Annotated in this window: 22 protein-coding genes and 1 tRNA gene; 3 read left to right on the forward strand and 20 right to left on the reverse strand. The window is 43.9% G+C overall.

The window, feature by feature from the left end; all coding sequences use genetic code 11:
- Nucleotides 1–29: 29 nt before the first annotated feature.
- The 5 genes from AB5150_RS01500 to AB5150_RS01520 form a co-directional block, all read right to left on the reverse strand.
- Nucleotides 30–533 (reverse strand): cytidine deaminase, encoded by a 504-nt coding sequence (locus AB5150_RS01500; protein ID WP_349092632.1) that lies wholly within the window; start codon nt 531–533, stop codon nt 30–32.
- A 185-nt stretch (nt 534–718) separates the two neighbouring features.
- Nucleotides 719–1453: a DUF4190 domain-containing protein gene (locus AB5150_RS01505; protein ID WP_015534139.1), complete on the reverse strand. Its 735-nt coding sequence runs from the start codon at nt 1451–1453 to the stop codon at nt 719–721.
- Between the two features lie 165 nt (nt 1454–1618).
- Nucleotides 1619–3250 (reverse strand): chaperonin GroEL, encoded by a 1632-nt coding sequence (gene groL, locus AB5150_RS01510; RefSeq protein WP_349092630.1) that lies wholly within the window; start codon nt 3248–3250, stop codon nt 1619–1621.
- Between the two features lie 91 nt (nt 3251–3341).
- Entirely contained in the window at nt 3342–3629 is a 288-nt protein-coding gene (gene groES, locus AB5150_RS01515; protein WP_015534141.1) for a co-chaperone GroES, read from the reverse strand.
- A gap of 170 nt (nt 3630–3799) precedes the next feature.
- Nucleotides 3800–4675 carry a DNA-3-methyladenine glycosylase gene (locus AB5150_RS01520; RefSeq protein ID WP_022216012.1) on the reverse strand — a complete coding sequence of 292 codons (876 nt, stop codon included), beginning with the start codon at nt 4673–4675 and terminating at the stop codon, nt 3800–3802.
- A 147-nt stretch (nt 4676–4822) separates the two neighbouring features.
- Here AB5150_RS01520 and AB5150_RS01525 point away from each other — a divergent pair, with 147 nt between their 5' ends.
- Nucleotides 4823–5542, forward strand: coding sequence for a DUF6062 family protein (locus tag AB5150_RS01525; protein ID WP_015534143.1), 720 nt, complete (start codon nt 4823–4825; stop codon nt 5540–5542).
- A gap of 54 nt (nt 5543–5596) precedes the next feature.
- Here AB5150_RS01525 and AB5150_RS01530 read toward each other — a convergent pair whose 3' ends face one another.
- A complete protein-coding gene (locus tag AB5150_RS01530) occupies nt 5597–6244 on the reverse strand; it encodes a hypothetical protein (protein ID WP_349092626.1) in 648 nt (215 codons plus the stop codon).
- 96 nt (nt 6245–6340) lie between these two features.
- Nucleotides 6341–8017: a glutamine--tRNA ligase/YqeY domain fusion protein gene (locus tag AB5150_RS01535; RefSeq protein WP_349092624.1), complete on the reverse strand. Its 1677-nt coding sequence runs from the start codon at nt 8015–8017 to the stop codon at nt 6341–6343.
- Nucleotides 8018–8217: 200 nt separating this feature from the next.
- Here AB5150_RS01535 and AB5150_RS01540 point away from each other — a divergent pair.
- A tRNA-Thr gene (locus tag AB5150_RS01540) sits at nt 8218–8290 on the forward strand.
- A 691-nt stretch (nt 8291–8981) separates the two neighbouring features.
- Here the strand turns inward: AB5150_RS01540 and AB5150_RS01545 are convergent.
- The 4 genes from AB5150_RS01545 to cysS are packed head-to-tail and all read right to left on the reverse strand — an operon-like array spanning nt 8982 to nt 12289.
- Complete coding sequence (locus AB5150_RS01545; protein WP_117548824.1) at nt 8982–9572, reverse strand: sigma-70 family RNA polymerase sigma factor; 591 nt, start codon at nt 9570–9572, stop codon at nt 8982–8984.
- A gap of 11 nt (nt 9573–9583) precedes the next feature.
- Complete coding sequence (rlmB, locus tag AB5150_RS01550) at nt 9584–10366, reverse strand: 23S rRNA (guanosine(2251)-2'-O)-methyltransferase RlmB (protein WP_015534148.1); 783 nt, start codon at nt 10364–10366, stop codon at nt 9584–9586.
- Nucleotides 10356–10913 carry a Mini-ribonuclease 3 gene (locus AB5150_RS01555; RefSeq protein WP_015534149.1) on the reverse strand — a complete coding sequence of 186 codons (558 nt, stop codon included), beginning with the start codon at nt 10911–10913 and terminating at the stop codon, nt 10356–10358. Before AB5150_RS01555 ends, rlmB begins: the two co-directional genes overlap by 11 nt.
- Nucleotides 10898–12289, reverse strand: a complete 1392-nt coding sequence (gene cysS / locus AB5150_RS01560) for a cysteine--tRNA ligase (protein WP_015534150.1) — start codon at nt 12287–12289, stop codon at nt 10898–10900. The genes AB5150_RS01555 and cysS overlap by 16 nt, the downstream gene beginning before the upstream one ends.
- 276 nt (nt 12290–12565) lie before the next feature.
- On the opposite strand from cysS, the gene AB5150_RS01565 reads away from it, so the two are divergent.
- Nucleotides 12566–12868: a DUF1292 domain-containing protein gene (locus AB5150_RS01565; protein ID WP_015534151.1), complete on the forward strand. Its 303-nt coding sequence runs from the start codon at nt 12566–12568 to the stop codon at nt 12866–12868.
- A gap of 11 nt (nt 12869–12879) precedes the next feature.
- Here AB5150_RS01565 and AB5150_RS01570 read toward each other — a convergent pair whose 3' ends face one another.
- The 9 genes from AB5150_RS01570 to prfA all read right to left on the reverse strand — a co-directional run bounded on the left by AB5150_RS01570 (nt 12880) and on the right by prfA (nt 21515).
- Entirely contained in the window at nt 12880–14877 is a 1998-nt protein-coding gene (locus AB5150_RS01570; protein ID WP_349092620.1) for an ATP-dependent helicase, read from the reverse strand.
- Nucleotides 14878–14973: 96 nt separating this feature from the next.
- Nucleotides 14974–15477, reverse strand: a complete 504-nt coding sequence (locus tag AB5150_RS01575) for an SEC-C metal-binding domain-containing protein (protein WP_118649196.1) — start codon at nt 15475–15477, stop codon at nt 14974–14976.
- 80 nt (nt 15478–15557) lie between these two features.
- Nucleotides 15558–15770, reverse strand: coding sequence for a hypothetical protein (locus tag AB5150_RS01580; RefSeq protein ID WP_015534154.1), 213 nt, complete (start codon nt 15768–15770; stop codon nt 15558–15560).
- A 1-nt stretch (nt 15771) separates the two neighbouring features.
- A complete protein-coding gene (locus AB5150_RS01585; RefSeq protein ID WP_055144185.1) occupies nt 15772–17088 on the reverse strand; it encodes a replication-associated recombination protein A in 1317 nt (438 codons plus the stop codon).
- A gap of 96 nt (nt 17089–17184) precedes the next feature.
- The gene (locus tag AB5150_RS01590; RefSeq protein WP_015534155.1) at nt 17185–17580 is read right to left on the reverse strand and encodes a response regulator; all 396 of its coding nucleotides are present in this window, start codon (nt 17578–17580) and stop codon (nt 17185–17187) included.
- Nucleotides 17581–17598: 18 nt separating this feature from the next.
- Complete coding sequence (locus tag AB5150_RS01595) at nt 17599–18186, reverse strand: TetR/AcrR family transcriptional regulator (protein ID WP_022216022.1); 588 nt, start codon at nt 18184–18186, stop codon at nt 17599–17601.
- Nucleotides 18187–18268: 82 nt separating this feature from the next.
- Nucleotides 18269–19168: a DUF5688 family protein gene (locus AB5150_RS01600; RefSeq protein WP_055144183.1), complete on the reverse strand. Its 900-nt coding sequence runs from the start codon at nt 19166–19168 to the stop codon at nt 18269–18271.
- A gap of 213 nt (nt 19169–19381) precedes the next feature.
- A complete protein-coding gene (gene hisC, locus AB5150_RS01605; protein WP_173795368.1) occupies nt 19382–20437 on the reverse strand; it encodes a histidinol-phosphate transaminase in 1056 nt (351 codons plus the stop codon).
- Nucleotide 20438: 1 nt separating this feature from the next.
- Nucleotides 20439–21515 (reverse strand): peptide chain release factor 1, encoded by a 1077-nt coding sequence (gene prfA / locus AB5150_RS01610; RefSeq protein WP_015534158.1) that lies wholly within the window; start codon nt 21513–21515, stop codon nt 20439–20441.
- Nucleotides 21516–21548: the final 33 nt, after the last annotated feature.

Below are 21548 nucleotides of genomic sequence, written 5' to 3' on the forward strand. Positions count from 1 at the left end.
TCTCCTTCTATATAAATTTTCAACGCTCACTATTCCATCTGTCCGGCACCAAACGAAGCCGGAAGAAACTCTGACAATCTTCTCATGTCGTAATCATCCTCTGAACGTGCTGCGATAACATACATATCCGCAGAAAATTCCGAGAGCACCTGTCTGCATATCCCACATGGATATGTTATTCCATTTATCCCTGTACTATTCAGGCCACCGACAATAGCAATCGCTTTGAAATCTTTATAGCCACTACTCACTGCATTACACACCGCTGCACGTTCTGCGCATATAGTTGCACCATACGAGGAATTTTCTATATTACAGCCCGTGAACACTCTGTATTCATTCACATTTCTATCGCGGCTGTCTGTCTCTCTGCCAACGACTTCATCTGCATATGAAGAATTCTCCCGGCCCGCCAGGAGTGCTGCCCCAACCTTAAACTGTGAGTACCTGGCATATGCCATATCTCTCGCCTCTACCGCTTTCACAATAAGACGCCTGATGTCTGTATCTTCAATAATATAATCACTCTCCATAATACAGGACCTCCTTTCTGATACCTTCTACGCACTTCCATAATAATAACACTAATCCACCTTTAGATTCAATCACCCACACAGTATTAAACGTTCAAATATTATCAGCTTGGTGCACATAATAAGAGGCCGCCCGAAATCCGGCGGCCTCTCGATCACTTCTCTTTATTCAATTTATTACATTTTTAATAGCTTCCTGACTGTATCTGTCTGAGTATTTCGTCCACCATATCCTGATATGTGTCCGATGTAAGAACCAGGATAATACAGAACACCAGGAACACAAGTGCTATTGCGCTCATTATAATACCTGCGATAGCCATTCCCTTGCCAGGCTTCTTATCCTTAAGACTTATGATACCTGTTATCAGTCCCGCAATGGCTGTGGCAATTCCCACATATGTGATACAACATCCAAATGTAAGAGAAAAGATACCAAGCACCATAGATGCTATGGATACGCCTTTGCTCTCCTGTGGCTGCATATTATTCTGTGGATATGCCGGACCTCCGCCCATATTCATGTCCTGGTTAGCATAATTCTGTCCGTATGGATCTCCCGGCTGTCCGTAGCCCTGACCATACTGACCATATCCCTGTCCGTACTGTCCACCTGGCTGGCCATAATTCTGTCCATACTGGCCGCCTGGCTGACCATAATTCTGATCATACTGTCCACCTTGCTGACCATAATTCTGTCCATACTGGCCGTCTGACTGACCATAGTTCTGGTCGTTCTGTCCATACTGGCCGTCTGACTGACCATAGTTCTGGTCGTTCTGTCCATACTGAGGCGCACCGGCATATGGATTCTGCTGTCCCGCCTGTCTGTTGTCTTCTGTTGGCTGATAGCCGCCAAAGCTGTTGTTATCTTCTCCCATCTCTTCCTGCCTTTCATTTATAACTTTTTTGTAACCCATACTTTCCCTTAGTCGAAAAATATCTGTTCTGATTATCTCACACATGCCGGTTAGTGTCAATTAACCTACATAAAAAAAGAAACACATCACCCGATTACGAATGATGTGATCCTTTTTTATCTTAGTCTTTGCATTTTACTGCGAAATCGTGTCTGACTCTATTCCTTAGAAGCCCATTCCGCCGCCCATTCCTGCTCCGCCTGCTGGCATTGCTGGAGCGTCTTCCTTGATATCAGCTACAACTGACTCTGTTGTGAGCATTGTTGAAGCAACTGATGTAGCGTTCTGAAGTGCACTTCTTGTAACCTTAACAGGATCAATGATTCCTGCCTCGATCATGTTGACATATGTCTCATTGTATGCATCAAAGCCCACACCAACCTCAGACTCTTTGATCTTGTTGATGATGACTGATCCCTCAAGTCCTGCATTGGCTGCGATGTGGAACAGTGGAGCCTCCATAGCCTTGAGAACTACCTTAGCGCCTGTCTTCTCATCGCCCTCAAGATCCTTTACAAGCTCTGCAACCTTCTTTGCAGCGTGGATGTATGCTGAACCACCACCTGAGATGATTCCCTCTTCAACTGCAGCTCTTGTGGCATTAAGGGCATCCTCCATACGGAGCTTAGCTTCCTTCATCTCTGTCTCTGTAGCTGCGCCGACTCTTATAACTGCAACTCCACCGGCAAGCTTTGCGAGTCTCTCCTGAAGCTTCTCTTTATCAAACTCTGATGTTGTCTCCTCAAGCTGAGCCTTGATGACATTTACACGACCTGCGATGTCTTCCTTAGCGCCCATACCATCAACGATAACTGTGTTCTCCTTTGTGATCTTAGCACTCTTTGCACGTCCAAGGTCATCAAGAGTAGCATCCTTGAGCTCATATCCAAGCTCCTCTGAGATTACCTTACCGCCTGTAAGAATAGCGATATCCTGAAGCATCTCTTTTCTTCTGTCGCCATAACCAGGAGCCTTTACAGCTACTACCTGGAATGTACCACGCAGTTTGTTGACGATAAGTGTTGTGAGAGCCTCGCCCTCGATATCCTCAGCGATGATCAGTAGCTTTGATCCGTTCTGAACGATCTGCTCAAGAAGTGGAAGGATCTCCTGGATATTTGAGATCTTCTTATCTGTAATAAGTATATATGGGTTATCAAGCTCTGCAACCATCTTCTCCATATCTGTTGCCATGTAAGCTGAAATATAACCTCTGTCGAACTGCATACCTTCTACAAGGTCGAGCTCTGTCTTCATTGACTTTGACTCTTCGATTGTGATGACTCCATCCTTTGACACTTTCTCCATAGCGTCGGCAACCATCTGTCCAACCTCATCATCACCAGCTGAGATAGATGCAACTCTTGCGATCTGATCCTTTCCGCTGATAGTCTCACTCATATCAAGAATAGCCTCAACTGCCTTGTCGCAAGCCTTCTTCATTCCCTTTCTGAGAACGATAGGATTAGCACCTGCTGCCAGATTCTTCATTCCTTCATTGATCATAGCCTGTGCAAGAACTGTAGCTGTTGTAGTACCATCACCTGCAACATCGTTTGTCTTTGTTGCAACTTCCTTGACGATCTGAGCACCCATGTTCTCAAATGCATCCTCAAGCTCGATGTCCTTTGCTATTGTAACACCATCATTTGTGATGAGTGGTGAACCGTATGACTTTGCAAGTACAACGTTTCTTCCTTTAGGTCCAAGTGTAACTCTTACTGTATCTGCTAACTGATTAACTCCTGCCTCAAGTGCCTTTCTAGCCTCAGCACCGTACTTAATTTCCTTTGCCATTTCTATCTACCTCCATGTTATATTACATATATATTATCCATATATCATCCGCATATGTCTCCCGCAGCTCACGCTGTCTGGATATATGCTTTTACTTCTCAACGATTGCAAGGATGCTGTCCTGCTTGATAACTATGTACTCTTCGTCGTCAAGCTTAACCTCTGAACCAGCGAACTTCTGATATATAACTGTATCTCCAACCTTAACGTCCATAGGAACCAGCTTGCCATCAACAACTGCTCCAGGGCCAACCTCTATAACCTCTGCATACTGTGGCTTCTCCTTTGCCTGGCCTGGTAATACGATTCCTGACTTTGTTGTCTCCTCTGCTACTGACTGCTTTAATACTACTCTGTCTCCAAGTGGTCTTAACTTCATGATATATACCTCCTGATTTATTTTTTCTTTTATTTTCTCATCTTCGTTCTTAGCACTCAATTTATGTGAGTGCTAACACTGTTTTATATTCTATCCATTTCTATAAAAAAATCAACCCTTATTTTCTAAAAAATATATAAAAATATGTCTGTCATCTACAGTAATACATATCACTTAAAAAGAGTCGTTCTTGCATAGTCAAACAGATACTGCTGCGCATATCCCCCGAGATTTCCGAACTTTTTCACGGCAAATGCCTCTATCTCCAGCTTTTTTGTGTCCTTGCCATCAAAGTACATGCTCTCCATGATCCTCTTCATCCACACATCCACAGGGAAAGCCTCACGTCTTCCAAGTCCAAAGAGCAGGACACAGTTGGCAACCTTCTCTCCTACTCCCTTTATAGTCATGAGAAGTTCCCTTGCCTGTTCTATGTCAAGTGCGTCAAGCTTCTCCTTTGTGACATTTCCCGAGTACACCGCCTCCGTCGCATTCATTATGTATGGAGCACGGAATCCGACCTTGCACTCCCTGAGCTCATCCTCTGTGACCTCATGAAGTCTGTCTACATCAGGGAACACATAAAATGCCTCGCCATTATATCCTATGACCTCATCACCAAATCTATGCGATATATTTTTCACACACTGTTTTATCTGAGGGATATTCTTGTTCTGGGATATGATAAATGATATAAGCGTCTCAAAGAAGTCCTGATTAAGTATACGTATTCCATCCTTCTCATTCACAGCCGTCTGAAGTGCGCTGTCCGCCTTTATGACACTCTCCTTGATGAGCCCGTAATCGTTGTCCATATCCAGATAAGGGCGCCATATTCCTTCATAGTCTTCCATGGATGAACCATATATCCTGAGCACGCCGCCTGACTGTTCCATCTTCACAGCCCTGCCAAATGCTATGACCTCATACACTTCATCATCAAGCTTGTCAAAATGAAAGCACTGACCACACTCAAGTATCTGAGAAAGTCTGAAATCCTTCACTCCGTCTACCGTAACTATATTGCCATCACAACTTACATTCATCTTCCGTACACCTGCCATTTCATATTTGTATAATTGTGCTTTTTGTCTTATAAATTTCTCCAGGCTATTGTATAATACCTGTATATTATTTTCAATGTCACATAAGCAGTGTGGCAAAAACTGACACTATCACAAACAGGAGGATTTATGGCTGAACAGATATACACTATACCAGTAAACGATGCATTTGACAGCGGCTGCGAATGCCCTATGTGCCAGATGCAGAAGGATCTTGAACGAAATGCAATTGAATATACGATGGGGCCAAGCTACATGGAGGACGACAACCGTGCCATGACTGACAAGCTTGGTTTTTGCAGTCATCATCTGAGAATGCTCTATCAGGAAAAGAATCGTCTGGGTCTGGCACTCATGATGAACACCCATATGAATAAGACTATACAAGATATGAGGGCGCTGGCTGCCAAAGGTCCCGCCGCCAAAGCCGGTCTGTTCGGCAAGAACACACCAAATGCACCTGTTGTCGATTATATAGAGAATATGGAGAAAAGCTGCTTCATTTGTGGACGTATGGATGACATGTTCGTACGCTATGTAGACACTATCTTCCATATGTGGAAAAGAGATTCCGAGTTCAGGGACAAATTTGCTACGAGCAAAGGCTTCTGTACATACCACTACGGAATACTGTACAAGACAGGCCAGAACAAACTGAGCAAGGAACAGTATGCGCAGTTCATCGAAATCCTCAACAAGGTATACTTTGACAATATGGAACGTGTCAATGGTGACCTGAGCTGGTTCATAGACAAGTTTGACTACAGATACAAGAACGAGCCATGGAAGAATTCCAAGGACGCCCTCCCGAGAGGGATCATCAAGATTGGCCACACATTTGTAGAATAATAAACACATGACAATAAATAAAAGCCGCCTTACATATCTGTAAAGCGGCTTATTTTAACTGACTCTCCATGCAATGAGACCATCCGGAAGCGACGGCTTTATCATGCCAGGCCTTCTGCCTGTGTTCTCTATGCCATGAGCCTGTTTCATTCTCTCATGGAGATATGCTCTGTATTCTGTGAGAAGCCCGGTAAATATCGGTCTGAGCTCAGGGCACCTTCTGAAATCCCCCGGCTTGACAAGTCCCGGTTTCTTGTGGAATATATCCACACCAGCATTTTTCAACACCGATGCCACGAACTGTGAACAGAAGAAACTGTATTCCCTCTCATACGCAAGATGGAAAAATACGCTGAATACACCCATGAAGTTATATCCGTATCTGTCCGGATGCTTCTTGAATCTGGCGAGCTCCTGCTGTATCCTGTCATACTGCTTACTCGTGACCTTCAGCTCATACACAGCGCATCTGGTTCCCTTATGCTTTCCAAATATTCCCTTTTCTATGTTCTCACTGATAAATCCACTGTTAAATGGATTGTATACACCTTTCCTTGCAAAACTGTACATCTCATCAAGACTTATGTCCAGTGCCAGAGATGTGTGACAATACGGCTCTCTGGTCATAAGCTTTATGAGATTTGAAGGAACTGTTTTTGTCTTTGACAAAAGTATGTATACCTTCTTACTCTCATCTTTCATATTTTTGTTTCCAATCACCTATTTTGATGTACGCATATCCCCCCACAGGATAAGCGCCAATCCCCACATCATAAATTATAAACGCATCCCCGGTAATTACTTGCCCGGCTTGTAAGAACTCTTGAGTGACACGATCCTGTTGTATACAGGATGCTCCGCTGTAGAATCCTTTGAGTCAACACAGAAGAAACCATTTCTCAGGAACTGGAATGCCTCTCCCGGCTGAGCCTCCTCAAATGCCTTCTCAAGCTTACATCCCTGTTTGATAACAAGTGAGTTTGGATTGAGATTCAATGTACCATCGTCGTTGAGCTTCCCCTTCTCCTCATCGATGATATTCTCATACAGACGAACCTCTGCATCTATTGCGCTCTCTGCCGATACCCAGTGAATGGTTCCCTTGACCTTACGTCCCTCAAAGCCTGAACCGCTTCTTGTCTCTGGGTCATATGTACAATGTACTGTTGTGACATTGCCGTCCTCGTCCTTCTCAAATCCCACGCACTTTACGAAATATGCATTCTTAAGACGAACCTCGTTGCCAGGGAACAGTCTGAAATACTTCTTAGGAGGCTCCTCCATGAAGTCCTCTCTCTCTATATACAGATACTTGCTGAATGCTACCTTTCTGCTTCCGAGCTCCTCGTTCTCCTGATTGTTCTCGACATCGAGGTACTCAACCTGATCCTCAGGATAGTTGTCGATGACAAGCTTTACAGGATCAACAACTGCCATGTATCTCTTGGCTGTGAGCTTCAGGTCGTCTCTCACGCAATACTCAAGCATAGCGTAATCAACAGACGACTGGCTCTTGGATATTCCAACCAGCTCCATGAACTTCTTAATAGCTGATGGTGTGAAGCCTCTTCTTCTGAGGGCTGCAATACTTACAAGACGTGGGTCATCCCATCCGTCTACTATTCCGTCCTCGACAAGCTTCTTGATGTATCTCTTACCTGTTATGACATTTGTCAGGTAAAGCTTTGCGAACTCTATCTGCTTTGGTGTGTCCTCAGGTGAATCCTTGTAACCGAGCTCCATAACCACCCAGTCATACAGAGGTCTGTGATCCTCAAACTCAAGTGTACATATAGAATGTGTAACACCCTCGATGGCATCCTCGATAGGATGTGCAAAGTCATACATAGGGTAAATGCACCACTTGTCACCTGTGTTGTGGTGGTTCATTCTCGCTATTCTGTAGATAATAGGATCTCTCATGTTGATGTTAGGGCTTGCCATATCTATCTTTGCACGGAGTACCTTACTTCCGTCAGGGAACTCACCGTTCTTCATTCTCTCGAACAGATCAAGATTCTCCTCTATGCTTCTGTCTCTGTATGGGCTGTTCTTGCCCGGCTCAGTGAGAGTTCCTCTGTACTCTCTGATTTCATCTGCTGTGAGGTCACACACATATGCCTTGCCCTTCTTGATGAGCTTTATGGCAGCCTCGTACATCTGGTCAAAGTAATTTGATGCAAAGAACACTCTGTCTCCAAAGTCTGCTCCCAGCCACTTGACATCTGCAAGTATTGACTCTACGAACTCTGTTTTCTCCTTTGTAGGGTTGGTATCGTCAAATCTGAGATTAAACTGTCCGCCATACTGCTGTGCCAGTCCGTAATTCAAAAGTATTGACTTGGCATGTCCTATATGTAAATATCCATTTGGCTCTGGTGGGAATCTGGTAACGATCTTCGGCACCTTACCCTCTGCGATATCTTTCTCAATTATCTGTTCAATGAAATTCTTACCTGTCATCTCTTCAGCCATTTCCAAACTGCCTCCCGCTTTTTTGATAATTCTAAATGTCTGCAACCGAATTTGCACACGATTACAGTTAGTTTACCATACTTTTACTGCTTGTACCACAATTATCTTTTGATTTGTCATTATTTTTCGCACAAATGTAAATATTTTACTTGATTTTTGATGTTCATTTTGTTATAGTTATTATTGCTTTTGAAAAGCAAGCTACTATAGCTCAGGTGGTAGAGCGCAACATTGGTAATGTTGAGGTCACGGGTCCGACTCCCGTTAGTAGCTTTTATTTTTTTGTCCGTATTTACGCCGCCCTGAGCGGCTTTATTTTTATCCACCGCAGACCGGATCACTTACTTTCCGCCCGCAGTCTCAGCTTCATATATTCCATCAGCCCACTTCTTATTCCACTCACTCATGACATCGTTCAGTGACTTATGTCCGGGGTGTGACTGTCCAAGTGCTGTGTGCTCAGATCGACCTGGTACTGTGAACCCTTGTCAAGATCGAGCTCAGAAGCTTTATTTACATTAGTCCATTTTCCCTTATTGTCGACGCTTGCTGCATTGTTTGCAATGAGGTCAATGCTCTCAAATTCTTAAGACCAACAAAATTGGATGTCTCGCTTATTCCATCCCAGTCCGTCAAACTGTTCTTAAACATATCCACAAATGGTATATAAGTGAATACGATAAGAAGCAATACCGGCAAAGCCAGGAACAATACGATCGTTCCCACATTACCTTTACCTTTTTAGCTTTGTTCTCCGCTCTCATGCCACCACTCCTTAATCTGATGATCAATAAAAAATAATCATTTTTACCTTTTGTTACTTTCGATTAAGGTTGGCTATACATTTATTTTAGTTTATTTCAAGCTAATATGCAGGCTTATTAGCTGATTTTTTGCAAAAAAGGAAGCGGCACTATGCCGCTTCCTGTCTTTGATTAAACAACATAAAATTTTATTATTCTAATTACACATCCCTGAGCTTAGCTCTGATCCTCTGAACCGCATTGTCTATGGATTTTGCCGGTTTGCAGAGTCTCTCCCCTATCACTTCATAAGAAGCTCCTGTTAGATATTCGTCAAGAACATGCTTCTCAAACTTAGAAAGCTTACTGTCGATGAGCTTTATAAGATCTGACTCACGCAGCTTCGCCATCATAATGTCCTCAGGATTAGTTATGACACCCGAATCTATCTCATCAAGCGGGCTAGAGTAATCTCCCCCGCCATCGCCATAGATCGATATATAGTAGTTCAACGGTCCGTTTTTCTTGTTGTTTGAATTGTTCACCGCGGTAATGAGCTGCCTTCTCACGCACATGAACGCAAAGGTCTTGAATGTCGCGCCCTTGTCAGGTCTGTAATTATTCACAGCCTTGACCAGTCCGATCATGCCCTCCTGTATAAGATCCTCCTCATCAGCACCTATGATATAAAGGCTTCTGCTCTGTCCCGTTATCATTGGGCCATAGCGCTTGATAAGTGTCTCCATAGCATCGTTATCCTTTTGTTCATTTATAAGCTCCAGCAGTTCATTATCTGATAATTCCGAATACATATACTCTACCTTTACTTGTTCATCCTCTGTCTTACGACCTCATAAGCCAGAACTCCGGCAGCAACTGACGCGTTGAGTGAGTCTATGTCTCCCTTCATAGGAACAGATACGACATAATCACACTTCTCCTTGACCAGTCTGCTGACGCCGCTTCCCTCATTACCTATGACAAGTCCAAGGGAACCTGTGAGGTTACACTTGTACATGAGTTCTCCGTCCATATCCGCACAGGCGAACCACATGCCTCTATCTTTCAGCTCCTCTATGGTCTTGCTGATATTTGTCACCTTTGCAACAGGTGTATAATTGATAGCTCCCGCTGATGCCTTTACAACTGTAGCTGTGATTCCGACTGCACGCCTCTTAGGTATGATTACACCGTGGGCACCACAGAGATTCGCTGTTCTGATGATCGCACCAAGATTGTGTGGATCCTCTATCTCATCAAGTATGAAGAAAAATGGATCCTCTCCTCTGCTCTCAGCCAGTGCAAACATATCCTCTATCTCTGCGTACTTATATGCCGCTGCATGTGCAATCACTCCCTGATGCTTGCCAGCCTGTGACATCTGGTTTAACTTTTCCTTTGAGAGGTAGTTTATCACTGTATCCTGCTTCTTCGCCTCCCTGACTATGCTGTTCACGATTCCATCCCTGCATCCGTCAAGGACATACAGCTTATCTATGGTCTTGCCTGATCTGAAAGCCTCGAGGACTGCATTTCTTCCCTCTATGACAAATGCTTCCTCATCGCTCTCTGTCTTAATGTTATTCTCAAATTCTCTATTCTGCATCTTTTTCTCCATCTGTACTCTCTGTACTCTTTTCAAGTGTTGAGGTATCCTCTATTGTATCTTCCTGTGCTGCTTTGCCCGGATCCTTGTGCTGCTGTTCTGCCCTGTCCGTTTCAACTGGATCATGGTTCAGTATGATCCTCGTGATCTCAAACATCCTGTCATACTGCTTATCAAGATACAGAAAGCCTATAAGGCACTCAAAGCCCGTTGCCATTCGGTACTGTCCCACAGTCGCATTCTTGGCTGTTGAATGAGTCTTGGTGTTCCTGCCTCTCTTGTATATCCACTCTTCCTCCTCGGTGAGCAGTCCGTTGTCCAGAAGATACATTATATATCCCGCCTGAGCCTCCGCCTTCACAAGCTGGCTCACCTCTTTGTGGTATTTGTATGCCTGCTTGTTATCCTTTGTGACAGCAAGGGTCTTTATGAGAAGATCAAACACGCTGTCACCTATATATGCAAGTGAAAGCGGTGAATACTCCCTTGGATTAGTGTATGTCACCCCGAGTATCTCAGTAAAGTAACTGTCTATGCTCTTTTCCATTTTACGCCCTCTCTGGTATCCTCAAGGATAATTCCCATATCACTGAGCTGGTCACGGATCTCATCTGCCCTAGCAAAGTTCTTTGCCTTTCTTGCAGCCTGTCTCTCCTCGATAAGAGCCTCTATATCTGAATCAAGTATCTCTTTCTTCTTCTCTGTGATGATTCCAAGTATGTCGCAGAGCTTTGTCACTGTATTGAGCACAAGCTCCACAGTAGCCTTTGTTGACTCCTCTGTCACATTTACATTTGCATATTTTACGAGCTCAAATATAACTGAGATCGCATCTGCAGTGTTGAGGTCGTCATCCATGGCTGCCTCATATTTCTTCACAAACGCATCCATCTCGTCTGCAACTGCCTTATCTACTTCTCCTTCTGTTCCGCTTATAGACTTCAGTCTGTCAACTGCTGTAAGGATTCTCTCAAGGCCGTTCTTTGAAGCCTCAACAAGGTCTGCTGAGAAGTTGAGCGGACTTCTGTAATGGGCTGACAGCATGAAGAATCTAATGACCTGAAGAGGGTACTTCTCTGCTATCTCTCTGACTGTGAAGAAGTTGCCAAGTGACTTGGACATCTTCTCATTGTTGATCTTGAGGAAGCCGTTGTGCATCCAGTATCTTGCGAACTCTGTGCCATTTGCAGCCTCACTCTGTGCTATCTCGTTCTCATGGTGTGGGAATACAAGATCCTCTCCACCCGCATGTATATCTATTACATCTCCGATATATTTCTTGGACATAACCGAGCACTCAAGATGCCAGCCTGGTCTTCCATCGCCCCATGGTGATGGCCATGATGGCTCGCCCTCCTTCTTTGGCTTCCAGAGAACGAAATCAAGCGGATCCTCCTTCTCATCAACACCTGATACAAGAAGGTCTCTGTTACCTGAACGGAGATCATCGATATTCTTCTTGGACAGCTTGCCGTAGTCCTTGAACTTTCTGGTTCTGAAGTATACGGTTCCATTCACCTCGTAAGCGTATCCCTTCTCTATAAGAGTCTTTACCATCTCAATCATATCCGGTATCTCTTCTGTTGCCTTTGGATGTGTTGTCGCCTCACGCACATTGAGAGCCGCCATATCCTTCTTGACCTCTGCGATATATCTCTCTGATATAACGCTGGCATCCACACCCTCCTCATTTGCACGCTTTATGATCTTGTCATCGACATCAGTAAAATTCGATACATAATTGACATCATAGCCCTTGTACTCCAGATATCTTCTGAGCGTATCAAATACTATCATTGGTCTGGCATTTCCTATATGGATATAATCATATACAGTAGGACCACATACATATATTCCCACCTTACCCTCGTTGATAGGCACAAACTCTTCTTTTCTTCTTGTGAGCGTGTTTAAAATCTTCATAAATATAATGTCCTTTCTATATTGGTCGATAATATATCTGTAAGCAAACAAAAAACTTCGTCCCAATATACATATGATATGCATATAGAGACGAAGTATTATCTCCGCGGTTCCACTCTGATTGTATTAAATACTACAATTCCTGTTCTTCGCCTTTTGTGTCTAGTATATGTGCGGGTGCAGGCTTTGTCAATAATTTCATTTTATAATTGTACTGGACATAGCACCAATTATTTACTAGAATAAACTGAATAAAACAATCAGGAGGATACCTATATGTCAGATATAAACAATAACGAAACCGACGAAATGGATATCGAGATGATCGATATAACATACGAGGATGGAACATCCTGCACATGTGAGATCATTGCCAAATTCGAGGTAAATGACATCTCTTATGCCGCTCTGCTTCCTGCAGATGACGAGGATGCCGATATCATCGTGTACAGATACAGCGAGCAGGGAGACGATGTCACCCTCGACGAGATCACCGACGAGGCTGAGTTCAACGATGTCGCAGACGCCCTCGACGAGATTCTGGACGATCTGGAATTCAATTCAGATGACGAGGAATAATATCCGTACATCTATGCGTTTTCTATAAGCTCGTTATTTATCGTGTATTCAAGGCTGAGCGTCTTTGTTTCATGTATATCATCGAAGTGGACACACAGCTTTCTGTCATCTACATATGTGATGACTCCACGTCCATACCGCTTGTGGATTATGGTGTTTCCTGTTTTTATCAGAGACCTGTCCACAAGCATTTCCTGGACAAATCTCGAGGTCACCGCTTTTCTTCCATACATTTTCTGGGGAACATACACATACAGTCCATACTTAGCCCTCGTGACTGCCACATAGAACAGCCTGCGTTCCTCCTCTATATTTCCATCTCCGACCGATTTCTTATGAGGCGTTATGTCCTCAACAGCATCCATTATGAATACATATGAATACTCAAGTCCCTTTGAACAGTGCATAGTCGAAAGTGTGACTGTATCACCTGCCACACTGCCCTGCCTGCTCTGCTCTCTGAGCTGTTTTGTGTATTCGTCTATATACTCCATCCAGTCGTCGAAGCTCAGGAAGTCTTTTGCACTGTCCTGTATCTCCTCCAGGATATCAATATAATCATCCTCACTCACGCCCCTGTACTCAGCATATTCCCTCACATACGCATCCAGTCCAACCGCTTTCCTTATATAATTCACAGCCGCGTACGGTGCAAGTCTGCTTATCCTCTCCAGATCGTTCTCAAGGACATTTATGTTGTTGACTATCCTATACTTATCCTTATAATTTTGCCTCAACTCCTCAAAGTTCACCACCGGCGAATCAAATGCATCCCTGCTTATATACCTGTTCGGCTTATTGATGATCCTGAGGACCGTTCTCCTGTCCCTGCTGCCCCTTGCAAGCCTTATATAGTCAAATATGTTCTCAGCTAGGAAGTGCGTGAAGATATTTGGTATGTTATCCTTCATCAAAAATGGTATGCCATTTTCCATGAGCTTTGAAGCCAGCGCCCTCGGCTCGGTATTCGTCCTGAATATGATCGCCATTTCACGGTATGGAATACCAGCCCGGTTAAGCTCTGTTATCCTGTCTATGATCTTCTTATTCTGCTCCGTCATGCTGTCCGTCTTAACTATATGGACTCTGTCGCTCTGTCCCGCGGCAAATGCCGACCTGAGCTGCTTCTCATATCTGTCCCGGTTGTTCTGTATTATCCGCTTCGAGCACTCAACTATATCGTAGCTGCAGCGGTAATTGACATTCAGGTATTCTATGACCGTACCATGGAAATCCTCCGGGAACTTCTTCATTATAGCCGGAGCAGCCCCCCTGAAGCCATACACCGACTGATCATCGTCACCCACGGAAAATACGTTCTGTCTCTCTCCGGCTAGCAGCTTCACAATGTCATACTGGATCATATTTATATCCTGGAACTCATCTATGAGTATGTACCGAAACTTGTTCTGCCACATCTTAAGTATGTCTGGTCTCTCCGACAATAGCTCATATGTGAACACCAGCATATCGTCAAAATCTATCTTCCCGCATCTTCTCAGAAAATTCTCATACTCATCGTACACAATGCGGAAATCCTCAAGCTTCATCGTTGTGCTCTCATAGTTCTCAAGACTCACTCTCTCGCTCTTGACATTGCCTATCTCCCCGACAACATTCTTGGCAAAATCCTCCTGGCTGTCATACCTGAAGCCATGTCTGTCTATGCTGTCCCTGATTGCTCCATACTTTTCGGAATCCGTGACGATATTCGCCGCTGTGTAATTATATGCATTTCTGAGCATCCAGAAAAACACAGAGTGAAACGTTCCAAATGTTACTCCGCGGGTTCCCGGACACAGCTCCTGAAACCGCCCCTTCATCTCATTCGCCGCAGCCTTCGTGAAGGTTATGACCAGGATATTGTCCGGTCTCACACCATGTTCCTCTGTCATGTATTTTATCCTGTGGGTGATGACCGTAGTCTTACCTGAACCAGGCCCCGCTAGCAGCAGCATCGGCCCATCGCAGTGTCTCACCGCTCTCTTCTGGGATTCATTAAATTCCATCTGTATATCCTTTCACGCAAATATAAAAGGCGGTCAAAAGTTTACCCTTTAACCGCCTTCTCATATCTGCCAGTTATATCAGCATGATATATATCATTACTTACCGCAGCACTTCTTGTACTTAAGTCCGCTTCCACATGGACATGGATCGTTTCTTCCAACCTTTGGTGCCTTGATGATAGTCTTAGATGACTTCTGTATCTTGTAGAGCTCGTCTCTCTTTGCCTTGGAGAATATTCCCTCCCACTGAGGAAGAGTGTAGAGCCACTCTGCATTGCACTCAACCATGTTCATATAAAGCTTCTCATAATCTATAGGAAGCTTAACCTCTGAGTCCTCTGTCACATCATCAAGATTGTTTGATTCTGCAAGACTGTCATCTATTCCGTCGAGGAATCCGATCATATACTGAATAGTGAGTCCGTACTTCTCAGCAAGCTCTTTTACAGTTCCATGTACAGGGTCTGCAAGAGGATTAGCAAGAAGCTGCTCATATACGCCCTTCTCTGCCTGGAAATAACTAACCCAGAATTCCTTCCCCTCAGGTGTTCTGTCATCTAATCCGTATGCGTAATCACGCCATTCTTTTAATAAACTCATTTCATCTACCTCTTAAGTATTTTTTGAACTTTAAAGAGTATATCAAATTATGTAATTTTTTTCAACACATTTGTACTGTTCTACTTGTTCTGATCTCTCATATCTTCGCCCTTGCGTCTGAGCACCCTGGCGATGAGCCATATTCCCCAGCACACAACAGGAATGACCACATCAAGGAATATCATACCCATCAGATTATCACTTCCGGTTATTCCCATTATAAATGTCGCAACATACATTCCGATGAGCACAAGTACAAGCACTATAGCTCCAATTCTCTTCAATATATCCATATCAGTCTCTCTTCTTTATCTTATCAAAATACGCCTTGATATCTCTCTCATAACCATTGTCCGACGGCTCATAGAATACCCTGCCTGCAATCTTATCAGGAAGATACTGCTGGTCAACGTAATTATTCGGATAATCATGAGCGTATTTGTATCCTGAGTGTCCAAGCTTTGCTGCACCGCCGTAATGTGCATCTCTGAGATACACCGGAACCTGACCCGTGTCCTCATGCTTTACCGCATCCATAGCCGCAAATATCGCATTCACCACAGAATTGCTCTTCGGTGCACACGCAACGTAGGAAGCCGCATGGGCAAGTATTATCTGTGCCTCAGGCATTCCGACTCTCTCCACAGCCTGTGCACATGCCGACGCCACCACGATAGCATTCGGATCAGCATTGCCCACATCCTCACTGGCACATATCATGATCCTTCTGGCAATAAACTTTATATCCTCACCTCCGTAAAGCATCTTTGCAAGGTAGAATATCGCCGCATCAGGATCTGATCCACGCATGCTCTTTATAAATGCGGATATTATATCATAATGATTATCTCCGTCCTTGTCATATCTTATAGCTCTCTTCTGGATACATTCCTCCGCCACTTCAAGCGTTATGTGTATCCTGCCATCCTCGCTTCTCTCCGTCGACAGAACTCCGAGCTCTATGGCATTTAACGCACTTCTCGCATCTCCCGACGCCATGTCTGCAAGAAAGTCCTCGGCATCCTCATCAATGTCTGCATCAAATGCACCCATGCCATTTTCTGAGTACACTGCCTTGTGGATGAGCTTCTTGATGTCCTCCCTGGACAATGGATTGAGCTGGAATATATGGGATCTGGATATGAGAGCCCCGTTAACCTCAAAATAAGGATTCTCTGTGGTCGCTCCTATGAGTACCACCGTTCCATCCTCAACAAATGGCAGGAGATAATCCTGCTGTGACTTGTTGAATCTGTGGATCTCATCGATGAACAGTATAGTCCGTCTGCCATACATAGCCTTGGTATTCTTCGCCTCTTCCACAACCTTTTCCATGTCCTTCTTGCCCGCCGTTGTGGCGTTGAGCTGTCTGAACTCTGCTTTGGTTGTATTGGCTATGACCATGGCAAGCGTAGTCTTGCCGGTCCCCGGAGGGCCATAAAATATAAGCGAACTTATCTTATCCGCTTTTATCGCCCTGTACAAAAGCTTGTCCTTGCCTATAATATGTTCCTGTCCAACCACGTCATCAAGGCTGGTCGGTCTCATTCTTTTTGCCAGAGGAGAATCATCCTCCGAGAAATTCTCCCTCATATACTCAAATAAATCCATCTTTATGTCCCTGCCATCTAATATTCAGTGTCATAAGACACTTCGAAGCCCGATATCTTACAATAACGGGCTTCGCATGTATCAATATCATATCATCTACTTGATAATGTCCAGTTTCTTCAGCATGTCATTAAACTTCATGATATCAATCGGCTTACATATGTAATCATCATAATCGTCGCTGGCGAGATTACTGTCAAAGCTTGCCTCATCAAGTGCGCTGGTCATTATGACCTTCGATCTGAGCATCCTTGACACTCCGTGCTTTCTCTCTGCACTTCTTATGGATGCCAGAACTTTATACCCATCTATCTTTGGCATCATGATATCAAGACACACCAGCTCGAACAGTTCGCCCTTCTCAAGAGCATTTACAAATTCATCAACCGCTGCGATTCCATCAGGTGTTATGACCACATCACCAAACTTACTCAAATACTTGGATAAAAATTTTGCATTTGCAACATCATCCTCAGCTATTAATATCTTCATGACAATTCCTCCCTAATTTTACAACCTAAGTACTTTCTCAAGATGACTGAGCATCTCCTTGATCTCACCCCTGAAACTCTTCCTTGAGTATTGGTTTCTCCGTTCAAGCAATCCCTCTGTAAAAATTCCGTTGAACATGAGCGTAAGTTCCTTCGGTGAGAAAACCGCTCGTATCTCCTTGCTGTCAATCGCACTCTGAAACAATGTGCACACAAAATCATTACGCTTCAACATACACTCAGAGATGATCTCTCTCGTCTCTGACATGTGAAGCAATTCTTCATAATGCAGCATTATCGCACCCATACCAATATAGTTATCATAATATGTTGCATATGTATCTGCATAATACTTGATCTTATCCAGGTATGTCCCGTCAAGTCTCTCAACAGTCCTCTGGATATTGACATCAAATGCCGCATATTCGTTCACAACCGCTATAAGTACCTCATCTATACCCCCAAAATACTTATATATCAGCGTATCAGATATATTCTGCTTTCGTGCAAGGTTCTTCGGTGTAAGAGCATGTAATCCCAAATCTCCAATTAGTTCGATAGCTGAAGCGACAATTTTATCTCTGCGCGAAATATAACTATCCTCCAATGTCTGTTCCTCCCATTACACATAATTTTGCCCTTAGAACACTGATTTTATTCTATGTCATGGGATATATTTTGTCAACATTTTAGACTATCAAGAGTTTTCCTTTTTCCCTGCTGTACATATACAGACTGTCAGACAGATAATCCAAGGCAGACACTGTTACCTTGTTCGCCTCTCTTATGAGATCCTTGTAATAATCCTCTGTGTAATCCGCACTTGCCCTGATAAACAGCAGCTCATGCACACTGGATGGCAGGATATATATGTCATCACCCACCATATTCGCACACTCCTCAAGCATTCCATCATACAGTACGGCCGTGGCCCCATTGATACCGTGCGTGTTTGACAACATGTACAGTTCGTCCACATTGTCACAGTCGTCATCGAAATCTATCCCTTCATATCTGCCCTTCAGCGCATCAAAAAGGTTCTGCCTTACACACGGAAACATTCTCTGGGTGTTCTTAAGTGCATTCTTATACAATGTATCCAGACTGACTCTCCACCTCTTCACATCATTATTGTTGACTATCGTGGTTGCCAGGCCGTCGTTATCCAGACTCAGCACCCTTCTGAAAGTTATCGCAAGATCATTAAACTCTATAAATGGTGCACTCTCAAGCAGCCGGCTATTTCGCTCCCTGTTGACAAGCCGCAATATTATGTTGTCCATAACCTTCGTCTCATCCACCACATCGCGTATATCAAGCTTCCTGCACCTGCAGTTCGCCTCTCTGAGCCTGCATATATCTTCCATAACAACATCAAAATCCATCCCCTGTTCATAATCCCTGTAAAACGGATCAAGATATATCGTAGGACACACCTCTTCAGAGCTCTTGCACACATTCATCGCAGTGAGCTCCACCCCATTATTCTTCAAAACCTTATTGACCCGGATGTCTGATCCATCTCCCTGTCTGAGAAGTCTGCTTCTCATTTCATCCACTACTCTGGCTATAAATTCATCAAAATTCATTCAATTCTCCTTTTACAAACAAAATCAAACGAAACGTCCCGATATTTTTTCCTGAAATATTTCATGGGTGAATTCTATAGAAAAACTCTGCCAAATTCAATAGTTTTGGTGCGCTTTATAGTGGAATCCTGCGCTTTATAGTGGAATCCTGGCACAGTTGTTGCCGCCATATCAAGAAAAAACCGCCATGCCTTCGGCACAGCGGTCTGTTTATTATCTCTCCTGTATATAATTTGTAAGGAACTCTGTGAATTTATCCATCTCTTCATCCGTACCAATGGATATCCTCAGATAATTGTCTATACGTGGTTTGTCAAAATATCTGACATATATATGGGCATCTTTCGCAGCCTGGAATATCTCCTTTGCCGGAATATCCTTATGCGTTGCAAATACAAAGTTTGCAGACGAAGGAAGGCATGTAAAATCAAGTGGCTTTATAGCTTCCACGAATCTCTCTCTCGTGGCGACCACCTTTGAAACAGTCTCCTTAAAATACTCATCGTCCTTAACTGACTCTGTTCCCATTATCAGTGATGGCCTGTTCATTGTATATGAGTTGTATGAATACTTTACGTCATTGAGGGCCTTTATCAGAACCGGGTTGCTTATTGCATATCCTATCCTGAGTCCCGCCATGGATCTCGACTTTGAGAACGTTCTTACAACCACAAGATTGTCATATTTGTCTATAAGGCCAAGTGCCGACTCGCCGCCGAAATCTATATACGCCTCGTCTACTATGACTATCGAATCTTTGTTGTGGCTGACTATATCCTCCACATTCTTTATGTCCTCGTATATTCCTGTAGGGGCATTTGGATTAGGGAATACGATTCCCCCGTTCTCTCTGTAGTAATTCTCCTTCACCAGCCTGAAGTTTTCGTCAAGTGCCGGTCTCTCGTAAGGGATACTGAAAAGCTCTGCCCACACATCATAGAAGGAATATGTAATGTCAGGGAACAATATTGGTTTGTCAGAGTTGAAAAATGTAAGAAACGACATGGCAAGCACATCATCCGAACCCACTCCCACAAATACCTGTGAAGAATCAACTCCGTGATACTCTGCAAGCACATCGACAAGTGCCGATGCTGTTGGATCCGGATATAATCTGAGTGTATCGATATCCATCATTACATTCTTCACTCTCTGTGACGGGCCGTACGGATTCTCATTCGTATTGAGCTTTATCACATCTGTATCCCTAGGCTGTTCACCCGGAACATAAGGTTCTACTTTTCTTATATTGTCACTCCACGCTGCCATATTATTCCTCCTCATTCACCTGTGCCAGCTTTGCTGTCTGGTCAGCCGCTATAAGACTGTCTATAAGTTCATTCAGATCTCCGTTCATGATCTGGTCAAGCTTGTATAATGTGAGCTTGATCCTGTGATCTGTAACTCTCCCCTCAGGGAAATTGTATGTTCTGATCTTCTCTGATCTGTCTCCTGTTCCTATCTGGCTTCTTCTGTCCGCAGCCTCTGCGTCATGCTGCTTCTGGAGCTCCATATCGTACAGCTTTGATCTCAGAAGGGCAAATGCCTTTGCCTTGTTCTGGAGCTGTGATTTCTCTGTCTGGCTGTAGATCACTATTCCTGTAGGTATATGTGTAAGACGTACTGCCGAATCGGTTGTATTGACACACTGTCCACCGTTTCCGGATGCTCGCATTACATCTATCCTTATATCATTCTCATTTATCTCTACATCAACTTCCTCAGCCTCAGGCATAACCGCAACTGTTATGGTCGATGTATGGATTCTTCCGCCTGACTCTGTCTTAGGTATACGCTGTACTCTGTGTACACCACTCTCGTACTTCATCTTGGAGTACGCACCGTCTCCGGTGATCATGAACACAGCCTCCTTGAATCCTCCGATACCGTTCTCGTTGACACTCATAAGTTCAACCTTCCACTTGAACTGGTCAACATATTTCTGGTACATTCTGTACACCTCATATGCGAACAGAGCAGCCTCATCTCCGCCTGCACCGGCACGGATCTCCACGATTACGTTCTTGGAATCGTTAGGGTCCTTTGGAAGCAGAAGAATCTTGAGTTCCTGCTCTATGGTCTCGAGATTCGCCTTTGCCTCATTCATCTCTTCCTTTGCCATCTCGCGGAGCTCCTCGTCGCTCTCCTCCTCAAGAATCTCAAGACTGTCCTCTATGGTAGTCTTTGCATCCTTGTACTCATGGTACTTCTCAACTATAGGTGAGAGATCGCTCTGCTCCTTCATGAGCTTTCTGAATTTGTTCTGATCTGACACAACATCAGGATCGGTGAGCTGATTATTTATCGTATCAAGCTTATCTACAAGTTCTTCTAATCTGTCAAACATATCTATACCTCTCTATATTCATTCTGTCACGCT

The organism is Coprococcus sp. RTP21281st1_F1_RTP21281_210402 (genome assembly GCF_040915325.1).
In the GTDB taxonomy this organism is placed as follows: domain Bacteria; phylum Bacillota; class Clostridia; order Lachnospirales; family Lachnospiraceae; genus Coprococcus; species Coprococcus aceti.